Consider the following 22,891-nt stretch of genomic DNA (forward strand, 5'->3'; position numbering starts at 1 on the left):
CGCGGCGCTATGCTCGCCGGCTTCGTCTGCCTTTTCTGATTTGTCGCCCATCATGCGCACTGCCGTCCAGAACCTCGAAGCCTCCAAGATCCGCGAGGTGGCCAATGCCGGCCTGGGACGCGACAACGTGCTGGCCTTCTGGTTCGGTGAAGGCGACGAAGTGACGCCCGAAAGCGTGCGACGGGCGGCCATCGAATCCATCGAGCGCGGCGAGACCTTCTACGCCCACAACCTGGGCCTGCCCGAGCTGCGCGAGGCCATCGCGGCCTATGCCAGCGCGCTGCATGGGCCCGTCCACGCCTCGCGCATCGCGGTCACGTCGGGCGGCGTGAGCGCCCTGATGCTGGCCGTGCAGGCGCTGGTGGACGCGGGCGACGAGGTGGTCGCGGTCACGCCGGTCTGGCCCAACCTCACGGCCCAGCCCGCCATCCTGGGCGCGCAGGTGCGCTGCGTGCCGCTGCAGCCGCAGGACGGCGCCTGGCAGCTCGATCTGCAGGCGCTGCTGAACGCCATCACGCCGACCACGCGCCTGCTGATCGTCAACGCGCCCAACAACCCCACGGGCTGGACCCTGACGCGCGCGCAGCAGGAGGCCATCCTGGCGCATTGCCGACGCACCGGCACCTGGATCCTCGCCGACGAGGTCTACGAGCGGCTCTACTACGAGGACTCGGCCACGGGTTGCGCGCCCAGTTTCCTGGACATTGCCGCGCCCGAGGACCGCCTGGTGGTGGCGCACAGCTTTTCCAAGAGCTTCCTGATGACCGGCTGGCGCCTGGGCTGGCTGGTGATGCCGCCCGCGCTGGTCGATGCCATGGGCAAGCTCATCGAGTTCAACACCTCCTGCACCAGCGTGTTCACGCAACGCGCCGGGCTGGCGGCCCTGGCGCAGGCCGAAGAGATCACGCCGCGGGTGGTGGCGCACCTGCGCCGCTGCCGGGACACGCTGTTGCCGCTGCTGGCTGCGGTGCCGGGCGTGCAGGTGCAAAGCCCGCCCGGCGGCATGTATGCCTTCTTCAGGCTGGCGGGTTTCGACGATTCGCTGCAGGTGGCCAAGCGCCTGGTGGCCGAGGCCGGGCTGGGCCTGGCGCCCGGCAACGCCTTCGCGCCCGAGGCCCAGGGCTGGCTGCGCTGGTGCTTTGCCTCGCGCGAGCCGGCGCGGCTGGAGGAGGGTGTGCGGCGCCTGCGGGCCTGGCTGGTGGCGCAGGGCAGGGGCTGAGCGGGCCCCGTCAGGGCAGCTTGCCCGCTCGCGCTATAATCCCCCGGTTTTGCATTTCGCAAAGCGCACGGCGCGTGCAGTTCCAGCGCACGCCGCAAGTCAAACATAGCGGAACAGGAAATCTCATCATGATCGCCTCTCAAGTCAAGGCAGACATCGTCAAGGACAACGCGCGCGCCGCCAACGACACCGGCAGCCCGGAAGTCCAGGTCGCCATCCTGACGGCTCGCATCAACGAACTCACCCCCCACTTCAAGACGCACGCCAAGGACCACCATGGCCGTCGCGGTCTGCTGCGCATGGTGAGCCGTCGTCGCAAGCTGCTGGACTACCTGAAGTCCAAGGATGCCGACCGGTACACCGCCCTGATCGCCAAGCTGGGTCTGCGCAAGTAAGCGCCAGTCTTTGCGAGAACGCCTGAGTTAGCGCGCTAGCTCAGGCGTTTTTTACTTCGGAGCCGCAAAACAGAGCGAAGCTGTGTCATTCCAGGGGCTGTCGAGCCCGCCCGGCGCCCGGCGCCGGCGCGACATCCGCTGGAATGGCATCGTGTTCTGTCAGGCGCTCCGCCTTCTGCGGGCATGACCCGCGCTCACTACACAGGAGCCCTTCAATGAGCCTCTTCAACAAAGTCACCAAGACCTTCCAGTGGGGCGACAAGACCGTCGTCATGGAAACGGGCGAGATCGCCCGCCAGGCCACCGGCGCCGTGCTGGTCGATATCGAAGGCACCGTGGTGCTGGCCACCGTGGTTGCCTCCAAGTCCGCCAAGCCCGGCCAGGACTTCTTCCCGCTGACGGTCGACTACATCGAGAAGACCTACGCCGCCGGCAAGATCCCGGGCAGCTTCTTCAAGCGTGAAGCCAAGCCCAGCGAGCTCGAGACGCTGACCAGCCGCCTGATCGACCGCCCGATCCGCCCGCTGTTCCCCGAAGGCTTCCTCAACGAAGTGCACGTGGTGATCCACACCGTGTCGCTGAACCCCGAAGTCGATGCCGACATCGCGGCCATGATCGCCGTCAGCGCGGCCCTGTCCGTGTCGGGCATCCCCTTCAACGGCCCCATCGGTGCCGCCCGCGTGGGCTACATCAATGGCGAGTACGTGCTCAACCCCGGCCAGACCGCGCGCAAGAACTCGCAGATGGACCTGGTGGTGGCCGGCACCGAAGCCGCTGTGTTGATGGTGGAGTCCGAAGCGCTGCAGCTGTCGGAAGAAATCATGCTGGGCGCCGTGGTCTTCGGCCACGAGCAGGGCAAGGTGGCCATCGAGGCCATCCATGAACTGACCCGCGACGCTGGCAAGCCGCTGTGGATCGAGAACGGCACCTGGGCTCCCGAAGCCAAGGACGAGCCCTTCATCGCCAAGATCAAGGGCCTGGCCGAAGAAAAGCTGCGCGCCGTCTACCAGATCCGCAGCAAGCAGGCCCGCACCCAGGCCCTGCGCGAAGCCAACGCCAGCGTGTTCGAAGCCCTGAAGGCCGAAGGCGCTGAATTCGATGCCGGCAAGGTCAGCGACCTGCTGTTCGCGATCGAAGCCGACATCGTGCGCAGCCAGATCCTGCAGGGCGAGCCGCGCATCGACGGCCGCGACACGCGCACCGTGCGTCCCATCGAGATCCGCAACAGCGTGCTGCCGCGCACCCACGGCTCGGCCCTGTTCACGCGCGGCGAGACCCAGGCGCTGGTCGTGACCACGCTGGGCACCGAACGTGACGCCCAGCGCATCGACGCGCTGGCCGGCGAGTTCGAAGACCGCTTCCTGTTCCACTACAACATGCCTCCCTTCGCCACCGGCGAAGTGGGCCGCATGGGCTCCACCAAGCGCCGCGAAGTGGGCCATGGCCGTCTGGCCAAGCGCGCCCTGGTGGCGGTGCTGCCGGGCAAGGAAGAGTTCCCCTACACGGTGCGTGTGGTGTCCGAGATCACCGAATCCAACGGCTCCTCGTCGATGGCCTCGGTGTGCGGTGGCTGCCTGTCGATGATGGACGCTGGCGTGCCCCTGAAGGCACATGTGGCGGGCATCGCCATGGGCCTGATCAAGGACGGCAACAAGTTCGCCGTGCTGACCGACATCCTGGGCGACGAAGATCATCTGGGCGACATGGACTTCAAGGTGGCCGGCACGACCAACGGCATCACCGCCCTGCAGATGGACATCAAGATCCAGGGCATCACCAAGGAGATCATGCAGGTCGCCCTGAGCCAGGCCAAGGAAGCGCGCATGCACATCCTGGGCAAGATGCAGGACGCGATGGGCGAGGCCAAGACCGAGGTGTCGCAGTTCGCGCCGCGCCTGACCACGCTCAAGATCAACCCCGAAAAGATCCGCGACGTGATCGGCAAGGGCGGCGCGGTGATCCGCGGCATGCAGGAAGAGTTCGGCACGCAGATCAACATCGACGAAGACGGCACCATCACCATCGCGTCGACCGATCCGGCTGCCGCGGAAGCCACCAAGCAGCGCATCGAGCAGATCACGGCGGAAGTCGAGATCGGCAAGGTGTACGAAGGCCCGGTCACCAAGATCCTGGACTTCGGCGCGCTGATCAACCTGCTGCCCGGCAAGGACGGCCTGCTGCACATCAGCCAGATCGCGCATGAGCGCGTCGAGAAGGTCACCGACTACCTGTCGGAAGGCCAGATCGTGAAGGTCAAGGTGCTGGAGACCGACGACAAGGGTCGCGTCAAGCTGTCGATGAAGGCCCTGGCCGAGCGTCCGGCCGGCATGCCCGAGTACGGCGACCGCCCTCCGCGTGAAGACCGCGAGGGTCGCGAAGGCCGTGGCGAGCGCCGCGACCGTGGCGACCGCGGCGACCGCCCGCCCCGTGAAGACCGTCAGCCGCGCGGCGAGCGTGGTGAACGTGGCGAGCGTCCTTCGGTGGACGCCGAGCAGCAGCAACAGCAGCAGGCGCCGCAGCAGGGCGAGCCGCAGCAAGGCTGATCGGCGTCTTGCCTGCGTCGCCAGCCGACGGCGCAGGTGCCCGATCTCTCACCTTCCTGGACCACCGCATGAAAGCCATCGAGATTTCTGCCTACGGCGCGCCCGACGTGCTGCGCCTGACCGAACGTGACGATCCCGTCGCGGGCCCGGGCGAGCTGTTGATCCGCGTGGCCGCCAGCGGCGTCAACCGGCCGGACGTGCTGCAGCGCATGGGGCACTACCCCGTGCCGCCCGGCGCCTCGGACCTGCCGGGCCTGGAGGTGGCGGGCGAGGTGGTGGCGGGCGACGCGAAGGCGCTGGCCGACGCGGGCCTGCAGATTGGCCAGCACGTGTGCGCGCTGGTGGCCGGCGGCGGCTATGCGCAGCTTTGCGTGGCGCCGGTGGCGCAATGCCTGCCGGTGCCGGCCGGCTTGGACGATGTCGCGGCTGCCTGTCTGCCCGAGACTTTCTTCACCGTGTGGAGCAACGTGTTCGAGCGCGGGCGCCTGCAGGCTGGTGAGACCCTGCTCGTGCAGGGCGGCACCAGCGGCATCGGCGTCACGGCGATCCAGTTGGCCAAGGCGCTGGGCGCCAGGGTCATTGCCACGGCGGGCAGCGACGAGAAGTGCGCGGCCTGTGTGCAACTGGGCGCCGACCATGCGATCAACTACCGCACGAAGGACTTCTCGGCCGAGGTCAAGGCCCTGACCGATGGCCGCGGCGCCGACGTGATCCTGGACATGGTGGCGGGCGACTATGTGGCCCGCGAGATCGACTGCCTGGCCGACGATGGCCGGCTGGTCATCATTGCCGTGCAGGGGGGTGTGAAGAGCGAATTCAATGCGGGGCAGGTGCTGCGCAGGCGCCTGACGATCACGGGCTCCACCCTTCGGCCGCGTCCCGTGGCTTTCAAGGGAGCCATTGCCGCGGCCTTGCGCGACAAGGTCTGGCCGCTGATCGAGGCAGGCCGCGTGAAGCCCGTGATCCACAGCCGCTTTGCCGCCGAGCAGGCGGTGCAGGCCCATGAACTCATGGAATCGAACCAGCACATCGGCAAGATCGTGCTGACCTGGTGACTTTCTCCTGACGATGAATCAAGTGAAGAAGAAGCTCATTGCGGGCAACTGGAAGATGAATGGCAGTCTGGCTGCCAACGAGGCGCTGGTGCAGGCCCTGCGTGCGGAAATCGGTGCGCCGGGCTGCGACGTCGCTGTGTGCGTGCCCGCGCCCTATCTGGCGCAGGTGCAGGCCCTGGTGACGGGTTGCCCCATCGCGCTGGGTGCGCAGGACCTCTCGGCCCATGCACAGGGTGCCTACACGGGCGAGCAGTCCGCGGGCATGCTCAAGGACTTCGGTGTGCGCTATGCCATCGTGGGCCATTCCGAGCGCCGTCAGTACCACGGCGAAAGCGACGAAGCCGTGGCCGCCAAGACGGGCGCGGCGCTGGCTGCCGGCATCACTCCCATCGTGTGCGTGGGTGAAACGCTGGCGCAGCGCGAAGCCGGGCAGACCGAGGAAGTGGTGCGCCGTCAGTTGGCTGCGGTGATCCATAGCAACGGCCACTGCATCAGCGAAATCGTGGTGGCCTACGAACCCGTCTGGGCCATCGGCACGGGCAAGACGGCCTCGCCGGAGCAGGCGCAGGCCGTGCATGCCGTGCTGCGGGCGCAACTGGCGCATGCCTCGGCCGAGGCAGCCGCGCGCGTGCGCATCCTCTATGGCGGCAGCATGAACGCGGGCAATGCGCAGGCATTGCTGGCGCAGCCCGACATCGACGGTGGCCTCATCGGCGGCGCAGCGCTGAAGGCGCCTGATTTCCTGCAGATCATTTCCGCGGCGCGTTGAGCCCTTTTGGGTTGCGCGCACGCACTTGGAGTCTCGAATGAACGTGATGTTGAATATCTTGTTGGCCGTGCAGATCATCGCGGCCGTGGTGATGGTGGGCCTGATCCTGCTGCAGCATGGCAAGGGCGCCGACATGGGTGCGGCCTTTGGCAGCGGCAGCGCCGGCAGCCTCTTTGGCTCCAGCGGCAGCGCCAACTTCCTGTCCCGCACCACGGCGGTGCTGGCCACGGTGTTCTTTGCCAGCACGCTGGCGCTGGCCTATTTCGGCAATGCGCGCCCGACTGGCGGCGGCAGCCTGCTGGAGCGCGCGCCGGTCACGGCCCCGGCTGCGCCTGCAGCGCCGGCCAATTCCGCTTCGCAAATTCCCTCGGGCGGCGCTGAGCCGGCTCCGGCAGCACCTGCTGCACCGGCCACCAACCCGGCACAGATTCCTGCCAAGTGAACGAAGGTGCACTTTCTCTTCGCGCTGGCTGAAGAGAGGCACTTTTCAGGGTAAACTCTAAAGCTGTCCGGAAAGCCAAACGCCCTGGCAAAACCAGGGTTCCTCATGCCATCCGGGCAGCAGAAACCGCCGTCGTGGTGAAATTGGTAGACACGCTATCTTGAGGGGGTAGTGGCGAAAGCTGTGCGAGTTCGAGTCTCGCCGACGGCACCAGATCCAGCTGGCAGGGGTTCCGCAATGGAACATGTTCCTGTCAGCGATCAGCGGTGATGCGAACCTCCCCCGATGAACCTCGATTCCTACCTTCCCGTCCTGTTGTTCATTCTGGTCGGTATCGCTGTAGGCATCGCGCCTCAGGTTCTCGGCTATGTGCTCGGGCCCAATCGGCCTGACGCCGCAAAGAACTCCCCCTACGAGTGTGGCTTCGAAGCATTCGAGAACGCGCGCATGCAGTTCGACGTGCGCTATTACCTCGTCGCCATTCTCTTCATTCTGTTCGACCTCGAAATCGCATTCCTCTTTCCGTGGGCCGTGGCCTTCAAGGAAGTGGGTCCGCTGGGTTTCTGGGCCGCTGTGGTGTTTCTCGCGATCCTGGTCGTGGGCTTTGCCTACGAATGGAAAAAGGGTGCGCTCGACTGGGAATGAGTCGGTGCTCGTCGCGATAAAGAGGCTCGGTCATGGCAATTGAAGGTGTATTCAAGGAAGGTTTCATCACCACGTCTTATGACGCAGTGGTGAATTGGGCAAAGACTGGCTCGCTGTGGCCCATGACCTTTGGTCTGGCCTGCTGCGCAGTCGAAATGATGCACGCGGCCGCTGCGCGCTACGACATCGGCCGCTTCGGCGCCGAGGTGTTTCGCGCCAGCCCCCGCCAGTCCGATCTGATGATCGTGGCCGGCACGCTGTGCAACAAGATGGCGCCTGCGCTGCGCAAGGTCTACGACCAGATGGCCGAGCCGCGCTGGGTGCTGTCGATGGGCTCGTGCGCCAACGGCGGCGGCTACTACCACTACAGCTATTCCGTGGTGCGCGGCTGCGACCGCATCGTGCCGGTCGACGTCTACGTGCCGGGCTGCCCGCCCACGGCCGAGGCGCTGATCTACGGGATCATCCAGCTGCAGCAGAAGGTGCGCCGCACCAACACCATTGCACGCGCCTGAGGTTTTCATGACTGCATTTGCAATTGATCCTCAGGTTCTGAAGGCCAACATCGAAGCTGCCCTGGGCGACAAGCTCAAGCGCATCTCGCTCGAGCTGGGCGAGGTGACGGTGGTGGTGGACGCGCGCCACTACCACGAGGCGATGAAGACGCTGCGCGATGCGCCACAGTGCAAGTTCGAACAGCTCATCGACCTGTGCGGGCTGGACTATTCGGCCTGGCGCGACGAGGCCTGGGAAGGCCCGCGCTTTTGCGCCGTCTCTCACCTGTTGTCGGTGAGCCTGAACCAGCGCGTGCGCGTGAAGGTGTTCTGCCCCGACGACGACCTGCCGGTCCTGGCCTCGGTCAATGACCTCTGGGCATCGGCCAACTGGTTCGAGCGCGAAGCCTTCGACCTCTACGGCATCGTCTTCGACGGCCACCCCGACCTGCGCCGCATCCTGACCGACTACGGCTTCATCGGCCATCCCTTCCGCAAGGACTTCCCGCTGTCGGGCCATGTGGAGATGCGCTACGACGCCGAATTGCAGCGCGTGGTCTACCAGCCTGTGAGCATCGAGCCGCGCGAAGTCACGCCGCGCATCATTCGCGAAGACAACTACGGAGGCCTGCACTGAAGGCCCACGCGTCAGTGATCGAACATGGCTGAAATCAAGAACTACACGCTGAACTTTGGTCCCCAGCACCCGGCCGCGCACGGTGTGCTGCGCCTGGTGCTCGAGCTCGATGGCGAAGTGGTGCAACGTGCCGACCCCCACATCGGCCTGCTGCATCGCGCCACTGAAAAACTGGCCGAGCACAAGACCTTCATCCAGTCGCTGCCCTACATGGACCGCCTGGACTACGTCTCGATGATGTGCAACGAGCACGCCTACTGCCTGGCCGTCGAGAAGCTGCTGGGCATCGAGGTGCCCATCCGCGCCCAGTACATCCGCGTGATGTTCTCGGAAATCACGCGCATGCTGAACCACCTGATGTGGCTCGGCTCGCACGGCAACGACTGCGGCAGCTCCACGATTCTGATCTACGCTTTCCGCGAGCGCGAAGACCTGTTCGACGCCTACGAAGCCGTGTCGGGCGCGCGCATGCACGCGGCCTATTTCCGTCCGGGCGGCGTGTACCGCGACCTGCCGGACACCATGCCGCAGTACAAGCACAGCAAGATCAAGAACGCCAAGGCCCTCGCTCGCATGAACGAGAACCGCCAGGGCTCGCTGCTGGACTTCCTCGAAGACTTCACGACGCGCTTCGACACTTACCTCGGCGAGTACCACACGCTGCTGACCGACAACCGCATCTGGAAGCAGCGCACCGTGGGCATTGGCGTGATGGACGCCGACCGCGCGCTGAACCTGGGCCTGACGGGGCCGATGCTGCGCGGATCGGGTGTGGCATGGGACCTGCGCAAGCAGCAGCCCTACGACGTGTACGACCAGATGGAGTTCGACATCCCGGTGGGCAAGACCGGCGATTGCTACGACCGCTATCTGGTGCGCATGGAAGAGCTGAACCAGTCCAACCGCATCATCAAGCAGTGCGTGAAGTGGCTCAAGGCCAACCCCGGCCCCGTGATCACCGACAACCACAAGGTGGCGCCGCCCGCCCGTGAGGCCATGAAGGCCAACATGGAAGAGTTGATCCACCACTTCAAGCTCTTCACCGAAGGCTTCCGCGTGCCCGAAGGCGAGGCCTATGCCGCCGTGGAACACCCCAAGGGCGAGTTCGGCATCTACATGGTGAGCGACGGCGCGAACAAGCCCTATCGCCTGAAGATCCGTCCGCCAGGTTTCGTGCACCTGGCTGCCCTGGACGAGATGGCGCGCGGCCACATGCTGGCCGACACCGTGGCCATCATCGGCACGCTGGACATCGTTTTCGGAGAGATCGACCGATGAGCGGATCCCTCAACACACCGCCCGTCACCCCCGCCGCACTGCCCGAAGCCGTGCTGTCGCGCTTTGCGCGCGAGGTGGCAAAGTACCCCGACAACGACACCGGCCGCCAGTCGGCCGTGATGGCCTGCCTGGCCATCGTGCAGCAGGTCTATGGTTATGTGAGCGACGAGAACGAAGCTGCCATCGCCATGTACCTGCACATGCCGCAGATCGCCGTGCGCGAAGTCACGACCTTCTACAACATGTACAACCAGCGGCCGGTGGGCAAGTTCAAGCTCAACGTCTGCACCAATCTGCCCTGCCAGTTGCGCGATGGCTACCAGGCTCTGCATCACCTGGAAAAGAAGCTCGGCATCCAGATGGGCGAGACCACGCCCGACGGCCTGTTCACGCTGCAGCAAAGCGAATGCCTGGGCGCCTGCGCGGATTCGCCGGTGATGCTGGTCAATGACCGCTCCATGTGCAGTTTCATGAGCAACGAGAAGCTGGATCAGCTCATCGAAGGCCTGCGCGCGAGCGTGCCGGCAGGGGAGGGGCAGCCGTGATGACGCCCGATCAAGTCCTCGCGCAGTTTGCCGCCACGGGCGTGCAGACCTGCTTCCACGACCGCCACATCGGCGCGCAGATCTATGCGGGCCTCGATGGCAACAACTGGTCCATCGCCGACTACCAGGCGCGCGGCGGCTATGAAGCCCTGCGCAAGATCCTGACCGAAGGCCTGACGCCCGATCAGGTGATCGCCGAGGTCAAGGCCTCCGGCCTGCGTGGTCGCGGCGGCGCAGGTTTTCCCACGGGCCTGAAGTGGAGCTTCATGCCCCGCCAGTTCCCGGGTCAGAAATACCTGGTCTGCAACTCGGACGAAGGCGAGCCCGGCACCTGCAAGGACCGCGACATCCTCATGTACAACCCGCACATCGTCATCGAAGGGATGGCGATCGCGGCGTATGCCATGGGCATCTCGGTGGGCTACAACTACATCCACGGCGAGATCTTCCAGGTCTACGAGCGCTTCGAAGCCGCACTGGAAGAGGCGCGCGCCGCGGGCTTCCTGGGCGACAACATCCTGGGCAGCGCCTTCAGCTTCCAGTTGCATGCGCACCATGGTTTCGGCGCCTACATCTGCGGCGAGGAAACCGCGCTGCTCGAATCGCTGGAAGGCAAGAAGGGCCAGCCGCGCTTCAAGCCGCCGTTCCCGGCCAGCTTCGGCCTGTACGGCAAGCCCACCACGATCAACAACACCGAGACCTTCGCGGCGGTGCCCTGGATCATCCGCAACGGCGGCCAGGCCTACCTCGAGTGCGGCAAGCCCAACAACGGCGGCACCAAGATCTTCTCGGTCTCGGGCGACGTGAACAAGCCCGGCAACTACGAAGTGCCGATGGGCACGCCCTTCGCCAAGCTGCTGGAGCTGGCGGGTGGCGTGCGCACGGGCCGCAAGCTCAAGGCCGTCATTCCCGGCGGTTCGTCGGCGCCGGTGCTGCCCGCCGACATCATGATGGCGTGCACGATGGACTACGACTCCATCTCCAAGGCCGGCTCCATGCTGGGCTCGGGCGCCGTCATCGTGATGGATGACAGCCGCTCGATGGTCGAATCGCTCAAGCGGCTGTCGTACTTCTACATGCACGAGTCCTGCGGCCAGTGCACGCCCTGCCGCGAAGGCACGGGCTGGCTGTGGCGCCTGGTGGATCGCATCGACCACGGCCAGGGCCGCCCGGCCGACATCGACCTGCTGGACAACGTGGGCCTGAACATCATGGGCCGCACCATCTGCGCGCTCGGCGATGCCGCCGCGATGCCGGTGCGGGCCATGATCAAGCACTTCCGCCCCGAGTTCGAGGCCCTGATTGCAGGCGGCCAGGCCGCCCAGGCCAACGACGCCACCGAGGCCAAGGCCTCCTGAGCCGCGCGAGAGAGGCGAGAGACCACCCATGATCGAAATCGAACTCGACGGCAAGAAAGTCGAAGTCGCCGAAGGCAGCATGGTCATGCATGCGGCCGACAAGGCAGGCACCTACATCCCGCATTTCTGCTACCACAAGAAGCTCAGCATCGCGGCCAACTGCCGCATGTGCCTGGTGGACGTGGAAAAGGCGCCCAAGCCGATGCCAGCCTGCGCCACGCCCGTGACGCAGGGCATGATCGTGCGCACCAAGTCCGACAAGGCCATCAAGGCCCAGCAGTCGGTCATGGAATTCCTGCTGATCAACCACCCGCTGGACTGCCCCATCTGTGACCAGGGCGGCGAATGCCAGCTGCAGGATCTGGCCGTGGGCTACGGCGGTTCCTCCTCGCGCTACGAGGAAGAAAAGCGCGTGGTGTTCCACAAGGACGTGGGCCCGCTGATCTCCATGGAGGAGATGAGCCGCTGCATCCACTGCACCCGCTGCGTGCGCTTCGGCCAGGAAGTGGCCGGCATCATGGAACTGGGCATGATTCACCGCGGTGAACATTCCGAGATCACCACGGTGGTGGGCGACACGGTGGACTCCGAGCTGTCGGGCAACATGATCGACATCTGCCCGGTGGGCGCGTTGACCAGCAAGCCCTTCCGCTACAGCGCCCGCACCTGGGAGCTGAGCCGCCGCAAATCGGTCAGCCCGCATGATTCCACCGGCGCGAACCTGATCGTGCAGGTCAAGAACAGCCGCGTGATGCGCGTGGTGCCGCTGGAAAACGACGCCGTCAACGAATGCTGGATCGCCGACCGCGACCGCTTCTCCTACGAAGCGCTCAACGGCGAAGAGCGCCTGACGCAGCCCATGCTCAAGCAGGGCGGCCAATGGCAGACCGTGGACTGGCAGACCGCGCTGGAATACGTGGCCAACGGCCTCAAGCAGATCAAGACCGACCATGGCGCTTCGGCCATCGGCGCGCTGGTCAGCCCGCACAGCACGCTCGAAGAGCTGTCTCTGGCCGGCGCGCTGGTGCGCGGCCTGGGCAGCGACAACATCGACCACCGCCTGCGCCATGCAGAGTTCCGCGCCGCGGGCGGCGTGCGCTGGCTGGGCACTTCCGTGGCTTCGCTGTCGGAGCTGCAGCGCGTGCTGGTCGTGGGCAGCAACCTGCGCAAGGAACACCCGCTGTTCGCGCAGCGCATCCGCCAGGCGGCCCGCAAGGGTGCCAAGGTGCATGCGATCGCCTCGTGTGCGCAACTGAGCGATGCCAGCGCATGGGCCATGACCCTGGGCACCACGCTCAAGGCCGAAGCTGGTGACTGGTTCCAGGCCCTGGCCGATGTGGCCGCAGCCGTGGCTGCCGAGACGGGCGCCAATGCGCCCGCTGCAGGCCAGGCGCATGACGCCGCACGCGCCGTCGCGCAGTCGCTGCTTTCGGGTGAGAACAAGGCTGTGCTGCTGGGCAACGCCGCTGCGCACCATGCCGATGCCGAACGCCTGCTGGCCCTGGCCAACTGGATCGCGCAGGCCACCGGTGCCAGCGTGGGCTACCTCAGCGAAGCCGCCAACACCGTGGGCGCGCAATGGGTCGGCGCCTGGCCGCAGGCCGGTGGCCTGAACGCCGGCCAGATGCTGGCTGGCGGCCTGAAGGCTGCCATCCTGCTGAACAACGAACCGGCTTTCGACAGCGCCGCAGGTCTGCGCGCCGCTCAGGCCCTGGGCCAGGCCCAGATGGTCGTGACCTTGAGCCCCTTCAAGAGCAACCTGGAATTCAGCGACGTGCTGCTGCCCATCGCCCCGTTCACCGAGACCTCGGGCAGCTTTGCCAACGCCGAAGGCCGCATCCAGAGCTTCCACGCCGTGGTCAAGCCGCTGGGCGAAACGCGTCCGGGCTGGAAGGTGCTGCGCGTGCTGGGCAACCTGCTGGGTCTGCAGGGCTTCGACTTCGAAACCTCGCAGGACGTGCTGGCCAAGCTGCAGGCCGGCGTGGGCGCAGACGGCGTGGCGGCCATTCCCGCCGAACGCCTGAGCAATCGCGCGGCCGAGGGCCTGGACCTGTCGGCACCGGCCGCTGCCGCCGCCGAGCCGGTCACGGCCGCCATCTATGAACTCGATGGCCTGGTGCGCCGTGCGCCTTCGCTGCAACTGACGGCCGATGGCCGCAAGGGCAACGCCGTGGCTGCTCACAGCCATGCAGACCTGCGCGCCGAGGAGGTGACGGCATGATCGACGCGCTGTATACCTTCGGCCAGGGCGCCGTGAGCGCCAGCTGGTGGAGCTCGGTGGTCTGGCCCGTGCTGTGGGCCCTGGTCAAGATCATCGCCGTGCTGCTGCCCGTGCTGGGCGCGGTGGCCTACGCCACGCTGTGGGAGCGCAAGTTCCTCGGCTGGATCCAGGTGCGCCACGGCCCCAACCGCGTGGGCCCCTTCGGCCTGCTGCAGCCCATCGCCGACGCGGTGAAGCTGCTGACCAAGGAGCTGATCAACCCGACGGCAGCCGCGGGTGGCCTGTTCCGCCTGGGCCCGGTCATGGCCATCATGCCGGCGCTTGCAGCCTGGGTGGCCATTCCATTCGGCCCCGAGGCGATCATCGCCAACGTCAACGCCGGTCTTCTGCTGATCATGGCCATCACCTCCATCGAGGTGTACGGCGTGATCATCGCGGGCTGGGCCTCGAACTCGAAGTACGCCTTCCTGGGCGCGCTGCGCGCATCGGCCCAGATGGTGAGCTATGAAATCGCCATGGGCTTCTGCTTCGTGGTCGTGATCATGGTGTCGGGCAGCCTGCAGCTGGGCGAGATCGTCGCCTCGCAGGGCAAGGGCACCTTCGCCGACATGGGCCTGTCCATCCTGTCGTGGAACTGGCTGCCGCTGCTGCCCATCTTCATCGTCTACCTGATCTCGGGCGTGGCCGAAACCAACCGCCACCCCTTCGACGTGGTGGAAGGCGAAGCTGAAATCGTGGCCGGTCACATGGTCGAGTACTCGGGCATGGGCTTCGCGATCTTCTTCCTGGCCGAATACGCCAGCATGTGGCTTGTGTCCATCCTGGCCGTGCTGATGTTCCTGGGCGGCTGGCTCTCGCCGGTGGGCTTCCTGGACTTCATCCCGGGCTGGATCTGGCTGGGCATCAAGACCTTCTTCGTGCTGTCGCTGTTCATCTGGATCCGCGGCACCTTCCCGCGCTTCCGTTACGACCAGATCATGCGTCTGGGCTGGAAGATCTTCATTCCGGTCACCCTGGTGTGGCTGCTGCTGGTCGGGGGCTGGATGCAGACGCCCTGGAACATCTGGCATTGAGCTCAGGACCCACGATGACAACCGCTGTCGCTTCCTCCTTCTCGGTGAAGGATTTCCTCAAGAGCTTCATGCTCGTGGAGCTGTTCAAGGGCATGGCCCTGACCGGCCGCTATGCGCTGCGCCGCAAGGTCACGGTGCAGTTCCCCGAAGAGAAGACCCCGCTGTCGCCGCGCTTTCGCGGCCTGCACGCCCTGCGCCGCTACGAGAACGGCGAAGAGCGATGCATCGCCTGCAAGCTGTGCGAAGCCGTGTGCCCGGCCGTGGCCATCACCATCGAATCGACGGTGCGTGACGACGGCTCGCGCCGCACCTCGCGCTACGACATCGACCTCACAAAGTGCATCTTCTGCGGCTTCTGCGAAGAAAGCTGCCCGGTCGATTCCATCGTCGAAACGCACATCCTCGAGTACCACGGCGAAAAGCGCGGTGATCTGTACTTCACCAAGGACATGCTGCTGGCGGTGGGTGATCGCTACGAAAAAGAGATCGCGGCCAACAAGGCGGCCGACGCCAAGTACCGCTGAGACCCGGCGCCCTCAAAGATCAATTCCATGGACGTCAAGACCGGCTTCTTCTATCTGTTCTCGGTGGTGCTGCTGTTTGCAGCCTTCCGGGTGGTGACCGCGCGCAACCCCGTGCACGCGGTGCTTTACCTGATGCTTGCGTTCTCGCAGGCATCGGCCGTGTGGCTGCTGCTGCGCGCCGAATTCCTGGCCATCGTGCTGGTGCTGGTGTACCTGGGCGCGGTGATGGTGCTGTTCCTGTTCGTGGTGATGATGCTGGACCTGAACATGGACAGCCTGCGCGCGGGCTTCTGGAAGCACTTCCCGCTGGCCGCGCTGATCGGCGTGGTGATCGCGCTGGAAATGGCCTGGGTGTTGATGGGCGGCTTCGGCTCGGCAGGCCAGGCAGCGGCCGACGCGGCCGTGCAGGCCGCCATCGCTCAAGGTGGCAACACCAAGGCGCTGGGCCTGCTGCTGTACTCGGAATACGTGTACCCGGTGCAGGTGGCAGCCGTGATCCTGGTGGTGGGCATGATCGCCGCCATCGCGCTGACGCTGCGCCGCCGCAAGGACACCAAGACCATCGACGTGAAGGATCAGGTGCGGGTGCGTGCATCCGAGCGCCTGGCCGTGGTCAAGCTGGCCGCCACCCAGCCGCCGGCCCCCGTGGCCGCCGCGCAAGAAGGCACGACTGAGGAGAAGAAGGCATGACGCTCACCCTGGGGCATTACCTGTCGCTGGGCGCGATGCTGTTCGCGCTGGCCGTGGTCGGCATCTTCGTCAACCGCAAGAACCTGATCGTGCTGCTCATGTGCGTGGAGCTCATGCTGCTGGCCGTGAACATGAACTTCGTGGCCTTCTCGCACTACCTGGGCGACATGCACGGGCAGATCTTCGTGTTCTTCATCCTGACGGTCGCCGCTGCTGAATCGGCCATCGGCCTTGCGCTGCTGGTGCTGTTGTTCCGCAACCGCTCGACCATCAACGTGGACGAACTGGACGCGCTGAAAGGCTAACACGATGAATTTCCGTGCACTGCGCTGCGTTGGCGCGCCGCTCCTTCGGGCAGCGACCCGCGGCACCAGAGCCTGCACGGTCCGGACAACAGCATGAGCACAACTCTTTCCGCAAGCACGCTGCTGGCGGTGCCGCTGGCACCGCTGGTCGGCTCGGCCCTGGCCGGCATCCTGGGCACGAAATTCGGCGGCAACCGCCTTGGCCGCGCCGCCTCGCACTCGCTCACCATCCTGGGCGTGCTGGTCGCCTTCATCATCTCGGCCCTGACGCTCAAGAGCGTGGCCCTGGATGGCGCTCGCTTCAACGAGACCCTCTACGAATGGATGGTCATCGGCGGCCTGAAGATGGAAGTCGGCTTCATGGTCGACGGGCTCACCGCCATGATGATGTGCGTCGTGACCTTCGTGTCGCTGATGGTGCACATCTACACCATCGGCTACATGGAAGAGGACGAGGGCTACAACCGCTTCTTCGCCTACATCTCGCTGTTCACCTTCTCGATGTTGATGCTCGTCATGAGCAACAACCTGCTGCAGCTGTTCTTCGGCTGGGAAGCGGTGGGTCTGGTGTCCTATCTGCTGATCGGCTTCTGGTACAACAAGCCCACGGCCATCTTCGCCAACATGAAGGCCTTCCTGGTCAACCGCGTGGGTGACTTCGGCTTCATCCTGGGCATCGGCCTGATCGCGGCCTACGCAGGCACGCTCAACTACACCGAGACCTTCGCCAAGGCCAACGAGCTGGGCGCCATGGGCTTCCCGGGCACCGACTGGATGCTGATCACCGTCATCTGCATCTGCCTGTTCATCGGCGCCATGGGTAAGAGCGCGCAGTTCCCGCTGCACGTGTGGCTGCCTGATTCGATGGAAGGCCCGACCCCCATCTCGGCACTGATCCACGCCGCCACCATGGTGACGGCCGGCATCTTCATGGTCGCGCGCATGTCGCCGCTGTTCGAGCTGTCGGACACGGCCCTGAACTTCATCCTCGTGATCGGCGCCATCACGGCCCTGTTCATGGGCTTCCTGGGCATCATCCAGAACGACATCAAGCGCGTGGTCGCCTATTCCACGCTGTCGCAGCTGGGCTACATGACCGTGGCGCTGGGCGCTTCCGCCTACTCGGTGGCCGTGTTCCACCTGATGACCCACGCCTTCTTCAAGGCGCTGCTGTTCCTGGGCGCCGGCTCGGTGATCATGGGCCTGCACCACAACCAGGACATCCGCTGGATGGGCGGCGTGCGCAAGTACATGCCCATCACCTGGATCACCTTCCTGCTGGCGTCGCTGGCGCTGATCGGCACGCCGCTGTTCTCGGGCTTCTACTCGAAGGACGCGATCATCGAGGCGGTGCACGCCAGCAACCTGCCGGCCGCAGGCTTCGCTTCCTTCGCCGTGCTGGCGGGCGTGTTCGTCACGGCCTTCTATTCGTTCCGCCTGTACTTCCTGGTCTTCCATGGCAAGGAACGCTACGACCAGAACCCGGACGCGCACCATGATGACCATCATGCGGACGCGCACGGCCACGACGACCATGGCCACCACGGCCACGGCGACCACAAGCCGCACGAATCGCCCTGGGTCGTGACCGTGCCGCTGGTGCTGCTGGTGGTGCCCTCGGTGCTGATCGGCTTCTTCACGATGATGCCGATGCTCTTCGGCGACTTCTTCAAGGACGCGATCTTCATCGACGCCGCGAAGCACCCGGCCATGGCCGAACTCAAGGAAATGATCCACGGCCCGGTGGCCATGGCGCTGCACGCGCTGCACACGGCGCCGCTGTACCTGGCGCTGGCCGGCGTGGTGGTGGCCTGGTACATGTACATGGTCAACCCGGCGCTGCCGGCCGCCATCAAGCGCGCCTGCATGTCCATCTTCAACCTGCTCGAGAACAAGTACTACCTCGACTGGATCAACGAGAACATCGTGGCCCGTGGCGCGCGCGCGCTGGGCACCGGTCTGTGGAAGGGCGGCGACCAGGCCATCATCGATGGCGCCGTGGTCAACGGCTCCTGGAAGCTGGTCGGCCGCATCTCTTCGGTGGTGCGCTGGCTGCAGTCGGGCTTCATCTATCACTACGCGCTGGCGATGCTGCTGGGCATCTTCCTGCTGATGACGTACTTCGTCTGGTTCAAACGCTGAGAGCAGCCGCGCTGGAGCACAACAAAAATGGGTTTGCTGAGCCTTGCCATCTGGTTGCCGATCACGATCGGTGCCTTGCTGCTGTTTTTTGGTCGTGAAGGCCAGGCCCGCGCCGTGCGCTGGGCCGCGCTGATCGGCGCCATCGCCAGCTTCATCGCGACCATCCCCGTGTACACGCGCTTCGCGCTGGGCACGGCCAAGATGCAGTTCGTCGAGAAGAGCGTCTGGATCGAACGCTTCAACGTCCACTACCACCTGGGTGTAGACGGGCTGTCGATGTGGTTCGTGCTGCTGACTTCCTTCATCACGGTGATCGTCGTGATCGCCGCCTGGGAAGTGATCACCGAGCGCGTGAACCAGTACATGGGCGCCTTCCTGATCCTGTCGGGCCTGATGATCGGCGTGTTCTCCGCGCTCGACGGCATCCTGTTCTACGTCTTCTTCGAAGCCACGCTGATCCCGATGTACCTGATCATCGGCATCTGGGGCGGCCCGAACAAGATCTACGCAGCCTTCAAGTTCTTCCTGTACACGCTTCTGGGTTCGCTGCTGATGCTGGTGGCCCTGATCTACCTGTACCACGCCTCCAATGGCAGCTTCGACATCCTGACCTGGCACAAGCTGCCGCTGGCCGCCACCCCGCAGACGCTGCTGTTCTTCGCCTTCTTCGCGGCCTTTGCCGTGAAGGTGCCGATGTTTCCGGTCCACACCTGGCTGCCCGACGTGCACGTGGAAGCGCCGACCGGCGGCTCCGCCGTGCTGGCCGCGATCATGCTCAAGCTGGGCGCCTATGGCTTCCTGCGCTTTTCCATGCCCATCGCGCCCGACGCTTCCCGCGAGTGGGCCTGGCTGATGATCGGCCTGTCGCTGATCGCCGTGGTGTACGTGGGCCTGGTGGCGCTGGTGCAGCAGGACATGAAGAAGCTGGTGGCCTATTCGTCCGTCGCGCACATGGGCTTCGTGACCCTGGGCTTCTTCATCTTCAACGACCTCGGCGTGGCCGGCGGCATCGTGCAGATGATCGCGCACGGCTTCGTCTCGGGCGCCATGTTCCTGTGCATCGGCGTGCTCTACGACCGCGTGCATTCGCGCCAGATCGCCGATTACGGCGGCGTGGTCAACACCATGCCGAAGTTCGCCGCCTTCGCGCTGCTGTTCGCCATGGCCAACTGCGGCCTGCCGGCCACTGCGGGCTTCGTGGGCGAGTGGATGGTGATCCTGGGCGCCGTGAAGGCGAACTTCTGGGTCGGCCTCCTGGCAGCCTCGGCGCTGATCTTCGGCGCGGCCTACACGCTGTGGATGTACAAGCGCGTGTACCTGGGCCCGGTGGGCAACAAGCATGTGGAAGAGCTCACCGACATCAACGGCCGCGAATTCCTGATGCTGGCGCTGCTGGCCATCGCGGTGCTCTACATGGGCCTGTTCCCCAAGCCCTTCACCGATGTGATGGACAGTTCCGTGGCCGAGCTGCTGCGTCACGTGGCCGTGTCCAAGCTGCCTTGATGCGCGCCCACAAGCTCTGAGAGAACGAGAAGATGATTGACAAACTCAGCTGGGTCGCGATCTACCCCGAGATCGTGCTGCTCGTGATGGCCTGCGTCATCACGCTGGTCGACCTGTCGGACCACAGCCCGCGCCGCACCCGCACGCACGTGCTGACCATGCTCACCTTGGCCGGCGTGGCGCTGCTCACGGGCATGCAGGCCGCGGGCGGCCACAAGATCGAGGGCTTTGGCGGCCTGGTGGTCAGCGACCCGATGGGCAACTGGCTCAAGTGCTTCGCCACCATCGCGCTGATGGTCACGCTGGTCTATGGCCGCCCCTATGCGGGCGACCGCGGCATGCTGCGCGGCGGCGAACTGTTCACGCTGGGCATGTTCTCGCTGCTGGGCATGTTCGTGATGATCTCGGGCGGCCACTTCCTGATGATCTACCTGGGCCTGGAGCTGCTGACGCTGTCGGGCTACGCCATGGTGGCGCTGCGCCGCGACAACGCGGTGGCCAGCGAAGCCGCCATGAAGTACTTCGTGCTCGGCGCGATGGCCAGCGGCTTCCTGCTGTACGGCATGTCGATGATGTACGGCGCCACGGGTTCGCTGGACATCGACGAAGTCTTCCGCGCCGTGGCCTCAGGCCAGGTGCAGCACCAGGTGCTGGTCTTCGGCCTGGTCTTCATCGTCGCCGGCCTGGCCTTCAAGCTGGGCGCCGCGCCGTTCCACATGTGGGTGCCCGACGTCTACCACGGCGCGCCTTCGGCCGTGACGCTGATGATCGGCGGCGCGCCCAAGCTGGCGGCCTTCGCGATCGTGATCCGCCTGCTGGTGGAAGGGCTGATGCCGCTGGCCTTCGACTGGCAGCAGATGCTGGCCGTGCTGGCCGTGATGTCGCTGCTGGTGGGCAACCTGGCGGCCATCGCGCAAAGCAACCTCAAGCGCATGCTGGCCTACTCGACCATCGCGCAGATGGGCTTCGTGCTGCTGGCCTTCGTGGCCGGCGTGGTCAACGGCAACAGCCTCAATGCGCAGTTCGCGTACAGCGCCGCCATGTTCTACGTGGTGACCTACGTGCTCACCACGCTGGCCAGCTTCGGCATCATCCTGCTGCTGGCCCGCGAAGGCTTCGAGAGCGAGGAGATCGCCGACCTGTCCGGCCTGAACCAGCGCAGCCCGCTGTACGCCGGCGTGATGGCCGTGACCATGTTCTCGCTGGCCGGCCTGCCGCCGCTGGTGGGCTTTCACGCCAAGCTGTCGGTGCTGCAGGCCCTGGTGGCCTCGGGCCAGGCGGTGCATATCGCTCTGGCCGTGTTCGCGGTGGTCATGTCGCTGATCGGCGCTTTCTACTACCTGCGCGTGATCAAGGTCATGTACTTCGACAAGCCGCTGACGGCCACCACGGTCTCCGCACCGGTCGACGTGCGTGCCGTGCTCACGGTCAACGGCGCGCTGATCCTGATCCTGGGCATCCTGCCCGGCGGCCTGATGGCGCTGTGCGCACAGGCCATCGTCTCGACGCTGGGACGCTGATCCCCGCGGCCGCGCGCAGGCATGGGTGCAGATCTGTCGCAGGCGGCGTCGGTCTGGCTGGTGCTGGCGCTGCTGACGGCGGCCGCGAACCTGCCTTTCCTGAACGAGCGCCTGCTGGGCCTGGTGGCGCTGCCGCAGGGCAGGGCCAAGTCGCTGGCCTGGCGCGTGGCCGAACTGGCCCTGCTGTACGGCCTGGCCCTGGGCGCGGGCTGGCTCATCGAAAGGCGCATCGGCCGGATCGCGCCGCAGGGCTGGGAGTTCTACGCCGTCACCGCCTCCTTCTTCCTGGTGCTGGCCTTCCCGGGCTTCACCTGGCGCTATCTGGTCAAGCACCGGGAGCGCCGCACGGCCAGCGCTGACCGTCGTTGAAGAGGCCGCCAGCAAGCACGCCGATGCGGCGCGCCCGAACTTGTTTTCCATCATGAGCGAACAGCATCTGAAAGAGCAGGCGCAGCAGTCCGAACTGCTGTTCGAGGGCAAATTCCTGCATGCCCGCTGCGACACGGTGGCGCTGCCCGACGGCTCGGTGGCCACACGCGAATACGTGATCCATCCCGGTGCCGTGGTGGTGGTGCCGCTGCTGGACGACGGGCGCGTGGTGCTGGAGCGCCAGTACCGCTACCCCGTGGGTCAGGTGATGGTCGAGTTCCCCGCGGGCAAGCTCGATGCCGGCGAAGACCCGCTGGTCTGCGGCCAGCGCGAGCTGATCGAGGAAACGGGTTATCGCGCACGCGAATGGGCCTACGCCGGGCGCATGCACCTGGCCGTGGCCTATTCGACCGAGGTGATCCACATCTACTTCGCGCGCGGCCTGCAGGCCGGCGAGCGCAAGCTCGATGCGGGCGAGTTCCTCGACGTGTTCAGCGCCACGCCTGCGCAGCTGCTGGACTGGTGCCGCGACGGCACCGTGACCGATGCCAAGACGCTCAGCTGCGCGCTGTTCCTGCAGAACGTGCTGTCGGGCGCATGGCCTTTGCCCTGGCAGGGTGCGGGGGCGGCAGCGGCCATCCCATAATCGCGGCCATGAAGGTTCTCAATCTTCGTTGCACGCACGGCCACGCCTTCGAAGGCTGGTTCGGCTCTGAAGACGACTTCGAGTCGCAGCGCCAGCGCGCGCTGGTCGAATGTCCGCTGTGCGGCGACAAGGACATCGTCAAGGGCCTGAGCGCACCGCGCCTGAACCTGGGTGCCGGCCGCGACAAGGCGCAGAAGGCGCCTGCGGCCGCAGCGCCGGTGGCCGCCCATGCCGCGCCGCACAGCCCGGCCGGCCGCTGGATGCAGGCCATGCGCGAAGTGCTGGCGCGCACCGAAGACGTGGGCGAGCGCTTTGCCGAAGAGGCGCGCCGCATGCACTACGGCGAAACGGCCGAGCGCGGCATCCGCGGCCAGGCCACCCCCGAGCAGGCCGAGGCGCTGCTTGACGAGGGCATCGCCGTGATGCCGCTGGTGCTGCCCGACGCGCTCAAGGAGCCGCTGCAGTAGCGTCAGCGCGCTGAACACCAAAGACAAGGCCCGCGCGATGCGGGCCTTGTG

23 protein-coding genes and 1 tRNA gene are annotated in these 22,891 nt (G+C 65.8%); all 24 read left to right on the plus strand.

The annotated features are described in order from the left end of the window. The first annotated feature begins 52 nt into the window (after nt 1-52). The 24 genes from PGB34_RS12640 to PGB34_RS12755 all read left to right on the plus strand — a co-directional run bounded on the left by PGB34_RS12640 (nt 53) and on the right by PGB34_RS12755 (nt 22,840). Nucleotides 53-1,219, plus strand: coding sequence for a pyridoxal phosphate-dependent aminotransferase (locus PGB34_RS12640; protein WP_271428455.1), 1,167 nt, complete (start codon nt 53-55; stop codon nt 1,217-1,219). A 128-nt stretch (nt 1,220-1,347) separates the two neighbouring features. Next, nucleotides 1,348-1,614, plus strand: coding sequence for a 30S ribosomal protein S15 (gene rpsO / locus PGB34_RS12645; protein WP_271428456.1), 267 nt, complete (start codon nt 1,348-1,350; stop codon nt 1,612-1,614). Nucleotides 1,615-1,829: 215 nt separating this feature from the next. After that, the gene (gene pnp / locus PGB34_RS12650) at nt 1,830-4,157 is read left to right on the plus strand and encodes a polyribonucleotide nucleotidyltransferase (protein ID WP_271428457.1); all 2,328 of its coding nucleotides are present in this window, start codon (nt 1,830-1,832) and stop codon (nt 4,155-4,157) included. Between the two features lie 68 nt (nt 4,158-4,225). Further along, nucleotides 4,226-5,212: an NAD(P)H-quinone oxidoreductase gene (locus PGB34_RS12655; protein WP_271428458.1), complete on the plus strand. Its 987-nt coding sequence runs from the start codon at nt 4,226-4,228 to the stop codon at nt 5,210-5,212. A 13-nt stretch (nt 5,213-5,225) separates the two neighbouring features. Next, on the plus strand, nt 5,226-5,981 hold the full coding sequence (gene tpiA, locus PGB34_RS12660; RefSeq protein ID WP_271428459.1) for a triose-phosphate isomerase: 756 nt from the start codon (nt 5,226-5,228) through the stop codon (nt 5,979-5,981). 37 nt (nt 5,982-6,018) lie between these two features. Continuing rightward, nucleotides 6,019-6,423, plus strand: coding sequence for a preprotein translocase subunit SecG (secG, locus tag PGB34_RS12665; RefSeq protein ID WP_271428460.1), 405 nt, complete (start codon nt 6,019-6,021; stop codon nt 6,421-6,423). 128 nt (nt 6,424-6,551) lie between these two features. Further along, a tRNA-Leu gene (locus PGB34_RS12670) sits at nt 6,552-6,636 on the plus strand. Nucleotides 6,637-6,708: 72 nt separating this feature from the next. Further along, complete coding sequence (locus tag PGB34_RS12675; RefSeq protein ID WP_271428461.1) at nt 6,709-7,068, plus strand: NADH-quinone oxidoreductase subunit A; 360 nt, start codon at nt 6,709-6,711, stop codon at nt 7,066-7,068. Between the two features lie 32 nt (nt 7,069-7,100). Continuing rightward, complete coding sequence (locus tag PGB34_RS12680; protein WP_017756931.1) at nt 7,101-7,583, plus strand: NuoB/complex I 20 kDa subunit family protein; 483 nt, start codon at nt 7,101-7,103, stop codon at nt 7,581-7,583. A gap of 7 nt (nt 7,584-7,590) precedes the next feature. Then, nucleotides 7,591-8,199 carry an NADH-quinone oxidoreductase subunit C gene (locus PGB34_RS12685; protein WP_271428462.1) on the plus strand — a complete coding sequence of 203 codons (609 nt, stop codon included), beginning with the start codon at nt 7,591-7,593 and terminating at the stop codon, nt 8,197-8,199. 24 nt (nt 8,200-8,223) lie between these two features. Beyond that, on the plus strand, nt 8,224-9,477 hold the full coding sequence (locus PGB34_RS12690; protein WP_271428463.1) for an NADH-quinone oxidoreductase subunit D: 1,254 nt from the start codon (nt 8,224-8,226) through the stop codon (nt 9,475-9,477). Beyond that, nucleotides 9,474-10,022 (plus strand): NADH-quinone oxidoreductase subunit NuoE family protein, encoded by a 549-nt coding sequence (locus tag PGB34_RS12695; RefSeq protein WP_271428464.1) that lies wholly within the window; start codon nt 9,474-9,476, stop codon nt 10,020-10,022. The genes PGB34_RS12690 and PGB34_RS12695 overlap by 4 nt, the downstream gene beginning before the upstream one ends. Further along, nucleotides 10,022-11,380, plus strand: coding sequence for an NADH-quinone oxidoreductase subunit NuoF (gene nuoF, locus PGB34_RS12700; RefSeq protein ID WP_271428465.1), 1,359 nt, complete (start codon nt 10,022-10,024; stop codon nt 11,378-11,380). The genes PGB34_RS12695 and nuoF overlap by 1 nt, the downstream gene beginning before the upstream one ends. Nucleotides 11,381-11,408: 28 nt before the next feature. Further along, complete coding sequence (gene nuoG / locus PGB34_RS12705; RefSeq protein WP_271428466.1) at nt 11,409-13,601, plus strand: NADH-quinone oxidoreductase subunit NuoG; 2,193 nt, start codon at nt 11,409-11,411, stop codon at nt 13,599-13,601. After that, nucleotides 13,598-14,674, plus strand: a complete 1,077-nt coding sequence (gene nuoH, locus PGB34_RS12710) for an NADH-quinone oxidoreductase subunit NuoH (protein WP_271428467.1) — start codon at nt 13,598-13,600, stop codon at nt 14,672-14,674. Before nuoG ends, nuoH begins: the two co-directional genes overlap by 4 nt. 14 nt (nt 14,675-14,688) lie before the next feature. Continuing rightward, entirely contained in the window at nt 14,689-15,198 is a 510-nt protein-coding gene (gene nuoI / locus PGB34_RS12715) for an NADH-quinone oxidoreductase subunit NuoI (protein WP_225784974.1), read from the plus strand. 27 nt (nt 15,199-15,225) lie between these two features. Continuing rightward, the gene (locus tag PGB34_RS12720; RefSeq protein WP_271428468.1) at nt 15,226-15,888 is read left to right on the plus strand and encodes an NADH-quinone oxidoreductase subunit J; all 663 of its coding nucleotides are present in this window, start codon (nt 15,226-15,228) and stop codon (nt 15,886-15,888) included. Next, nucleotides 15,885-16,193, plus strand: a complete 309-nt coding sequence (nuoK, locus tag PGB34_RS12725; protein WP_271428469.1) for an NADH-quinone oxidoreductase subunit NuoK — start codon at nt 15,885-15,887, stop codon at nt 16,191-16,193. Before PGB34_RS12720 ends, nuoK begins: the two co-directional genes overlap by 4 nt. Nucleotides 16,194-16,286: 93 nt before the next feature. Next, on the plus strand, nt 16,287-18,335 hold the full coding sequence (nuoL, locus tag PGB34_RS12730) for an NADH-quinone oxidoreductase subunit L (RefSeq protein ID WP_271428470.1): 2,049 nt from the start codon (nt 16,287-16,289) through the stop codon (nt 18,333-18,335). Between the two features lie 27 nt (nt 18,336-18,362). Then, nucleotides 18,363-19,838 (plus strand): NADH-quinone oxidoreductase subunit M, encoded by a 1,476-nt coding sequence (locus PGB34_RS12735; RefSeq protein ID WP_271428471.1) that lies wholly within the window; start codon nt 18,363-18,365, stop codon nt 19,836-19,838. Nucleotides 19,839-19,870: 32 nt separating this feature from the next. Beyond that, nucleotides 19,871-21,358, plus strand: coding sequence for an NADH-quinone oxidoreductase subunit NuoN (gene nuoN, locus PGB34_RS12740; protein WP_271428472.1), 1,488 nt, complete (start codon nt 19,871-19,873; stop codon nt 21,356-21,358). Between the two features lie 33 nt (nt 21,359-21,391). Next, a complete protein-coding gene (locus PGB34_RS12745) occupies nt 21,392-21,727 on the plus strand; it encodes a DUF2818 family protein (protein ID WP_271428488.1) in 336 nt (111 codons plus the stop codon). Between the two features lie 52 nt (nt 21,728-21,779). Continuing rightward, nucleotides 21,780-22,373: an NUDIX domain-containing protein gene (locus PGB34_RS12750; RefSeq protein ID WP_271428473.1), complete on the plus strand. Its 594-nt coding sequence runs from the start codon at nt 21,780-21,782 to the stop codon at nt 22,371-22,373. 8 nt (nt 22,374-22,381) lie between these two features. Continuing rightward, nucleotides 22,382-22,840, plus strand: a complete 459-nt coding sequence (locus PGB34_RS12755) for a DUF1178 family protein (protein WP_271428474.1) — start codon at nt 22,382-22,384, stop codon at nt 22,838-22,840. Nucleotides 22,841-22,891 lie beyond the last annotated feature (51 nt).

The sequence above is a fragment of the Xenophilus arseniciresistens genome (assembly GCF_028023875.1).
Taxonomy (GTDB): domain Bacteria; phylum Pseudomonadota; class Gammaproteobacteria; order Burkholderiales; family Burkholderiaceae_C; genus Xenophilus; species Xenophilus arseniciresistens.

Excerpts from the sequence above, each read along its gene's own strand:
- PGB34_RS12640 (WP_271428455.1), top strand. The coding sequence starts at position 53 with ATGCGCACTGCCGTCCAGAACCTCGAAGCCTCCAAGATCCGCGAGGTG.
- rpsO (WP_271428456.1), top strand. The coding sequence starts at position 1,348 with ATGATCGCCTCTCAAGTCAAGGCAGACATCGTCAAGGACAACGCGCGC.
- pnp (WP_271428457.1), top strand. The coding sequence starts at position 1,830 with ATGAGCCTCTTCAACAAAGTCACCAAGACCTTCCAGTGGGGCGACAAG.
- PGB34_RS12655 (WP_271428458.1), top strand. The coding sequence starts at position 4,226 with ATGAAAGCCATCGAGATTTCTGCCTACGGCGCGCCCGACGTGCTGCGC.
- tpiA (WP_271428459.1), top strand. The coding sequence starts at position 5,226 with ATGAATCAAGTGAAGAAGAAGCTCATTGCGGGCAACTGGAAGATGAAT.
- secG (WP_271428460.1), top strand. The coding sequence starts at position 6,019 with ATGAACGTGATGTTGAATATCTTGTTGGCCGTGCAGATCATCGCGGCC.
- PGB34_RS12675 (WP_271428461.1), top strand. The coding sequence starts at position 6,709 with ATGAACCTCGATTCCTACCTTCCCGTCCTGTTGTTCATTCTGGTCGGT.
- PGB34_RS12680 (WP_017756931.1), top strand. The coding sequence starts at position 7,101 with ATGGCAATTGAAGGTGTATTCAAGGAAGGTTTCATCACCACGTCTTAT.
- PGB34_RS12685 (WP_271428462.1), top strand. The coding sequence starts at position 7,591 with ATGACTGCATTTGCAATTGATCCTCAGGTTCTGAAGGCCAACATCGAA.
- PGB34_RS12690 (WP_271428463.1), top strand. The coding sequence starts at position 8,224 with ATGGCTGAAATCAAGAACTACACGCTGAACTTTGGTCCCCAGCACCCG.
- PGB34_RS12695 (WP_271428464.1), top strand. The coding sequence starts at position 9,474 with ATGAGCGGATCCCTCAACACACCGCCCGTCACCCCCGCCGCACTGCCC.
- nuoF (WP_271428465.1), top strand. The coding sequence starts at position 10,022 with ATGACGCCCGATCAAGTCCTCGCGCAGTTTGCCGCCACGGGCGTGCAG.
- nuoG (WP_271428466.1), top strand. The coding sequence starts at position 11,409 with ATGATCGAAATCGAACTCGACGGCAAGAAAGTCGAAGTCGCCGAAGGC.
- nuoH (WP_271428467.1), top strand. The coding sequence starts at position 13,598 with ATGATCGACGCGCTGTATACCTTCGGCCAGGGCGCCGTGAGCGCCAGC.
- nuoI (WP_225784974.1), top strand. The coding sequence starts at position 14,689 with ATGACAACCGCTGTCGCTTCCTCCTTCTCGGTGAAGGATTTCCTCAAG.
- PGB34_RS12720 (WP_271428468.1), top strand. The coding sequence starts at position 15,226 with ATGGACGTCAAGACCGGCTTCTTCTATCTGTTCTCGGTGGTGCTGCTG.
- nuoK (WP_271428469.1), top strand. The coding sequence starts at position 15,885 with ATGACGCTCACCCTGGGGCATTACCTGTCGCTGGGCGCGATGCTGTTC.
- nuoL (WP_271428470.1), top strand. The coding sequence starts at position 16,287 with ATGAGCACAACTCTTTCCGCAAGCACGCTGCTGGCGGTGCCGCTGGCA.
- PGB34_RS12735 (WP_271428471.1), top strand. The coding sequence starts at position 18,363 with ATGGGTTTGCTGAGCCTTGCCATCTGGTTGCCGATCACGATCGGTGCC.
- nuoN (WP_271428472.1), top strand. The coding sequence starts at position 19,871 with ATGATTGACAAACTCAGCTGGGTCGCGATCTACCCCGAGATCGTGCTG.
- PGB34_RS12750 (WP_271428473.1), top strand. The coding sequence starts at position 21,780 with ATGAGCGAACAGCATCTGAAAGAGCAGGCGCAGCAGTCCGAACTGCTG.
- PGB34_RS12755 (WP_271428474.1), top strand. The coding sequence starts at position 22,382 with ATGAAGGTTCTCAATCTTCGTTGCACGCACGGCCACGCCTTCGAAGGC.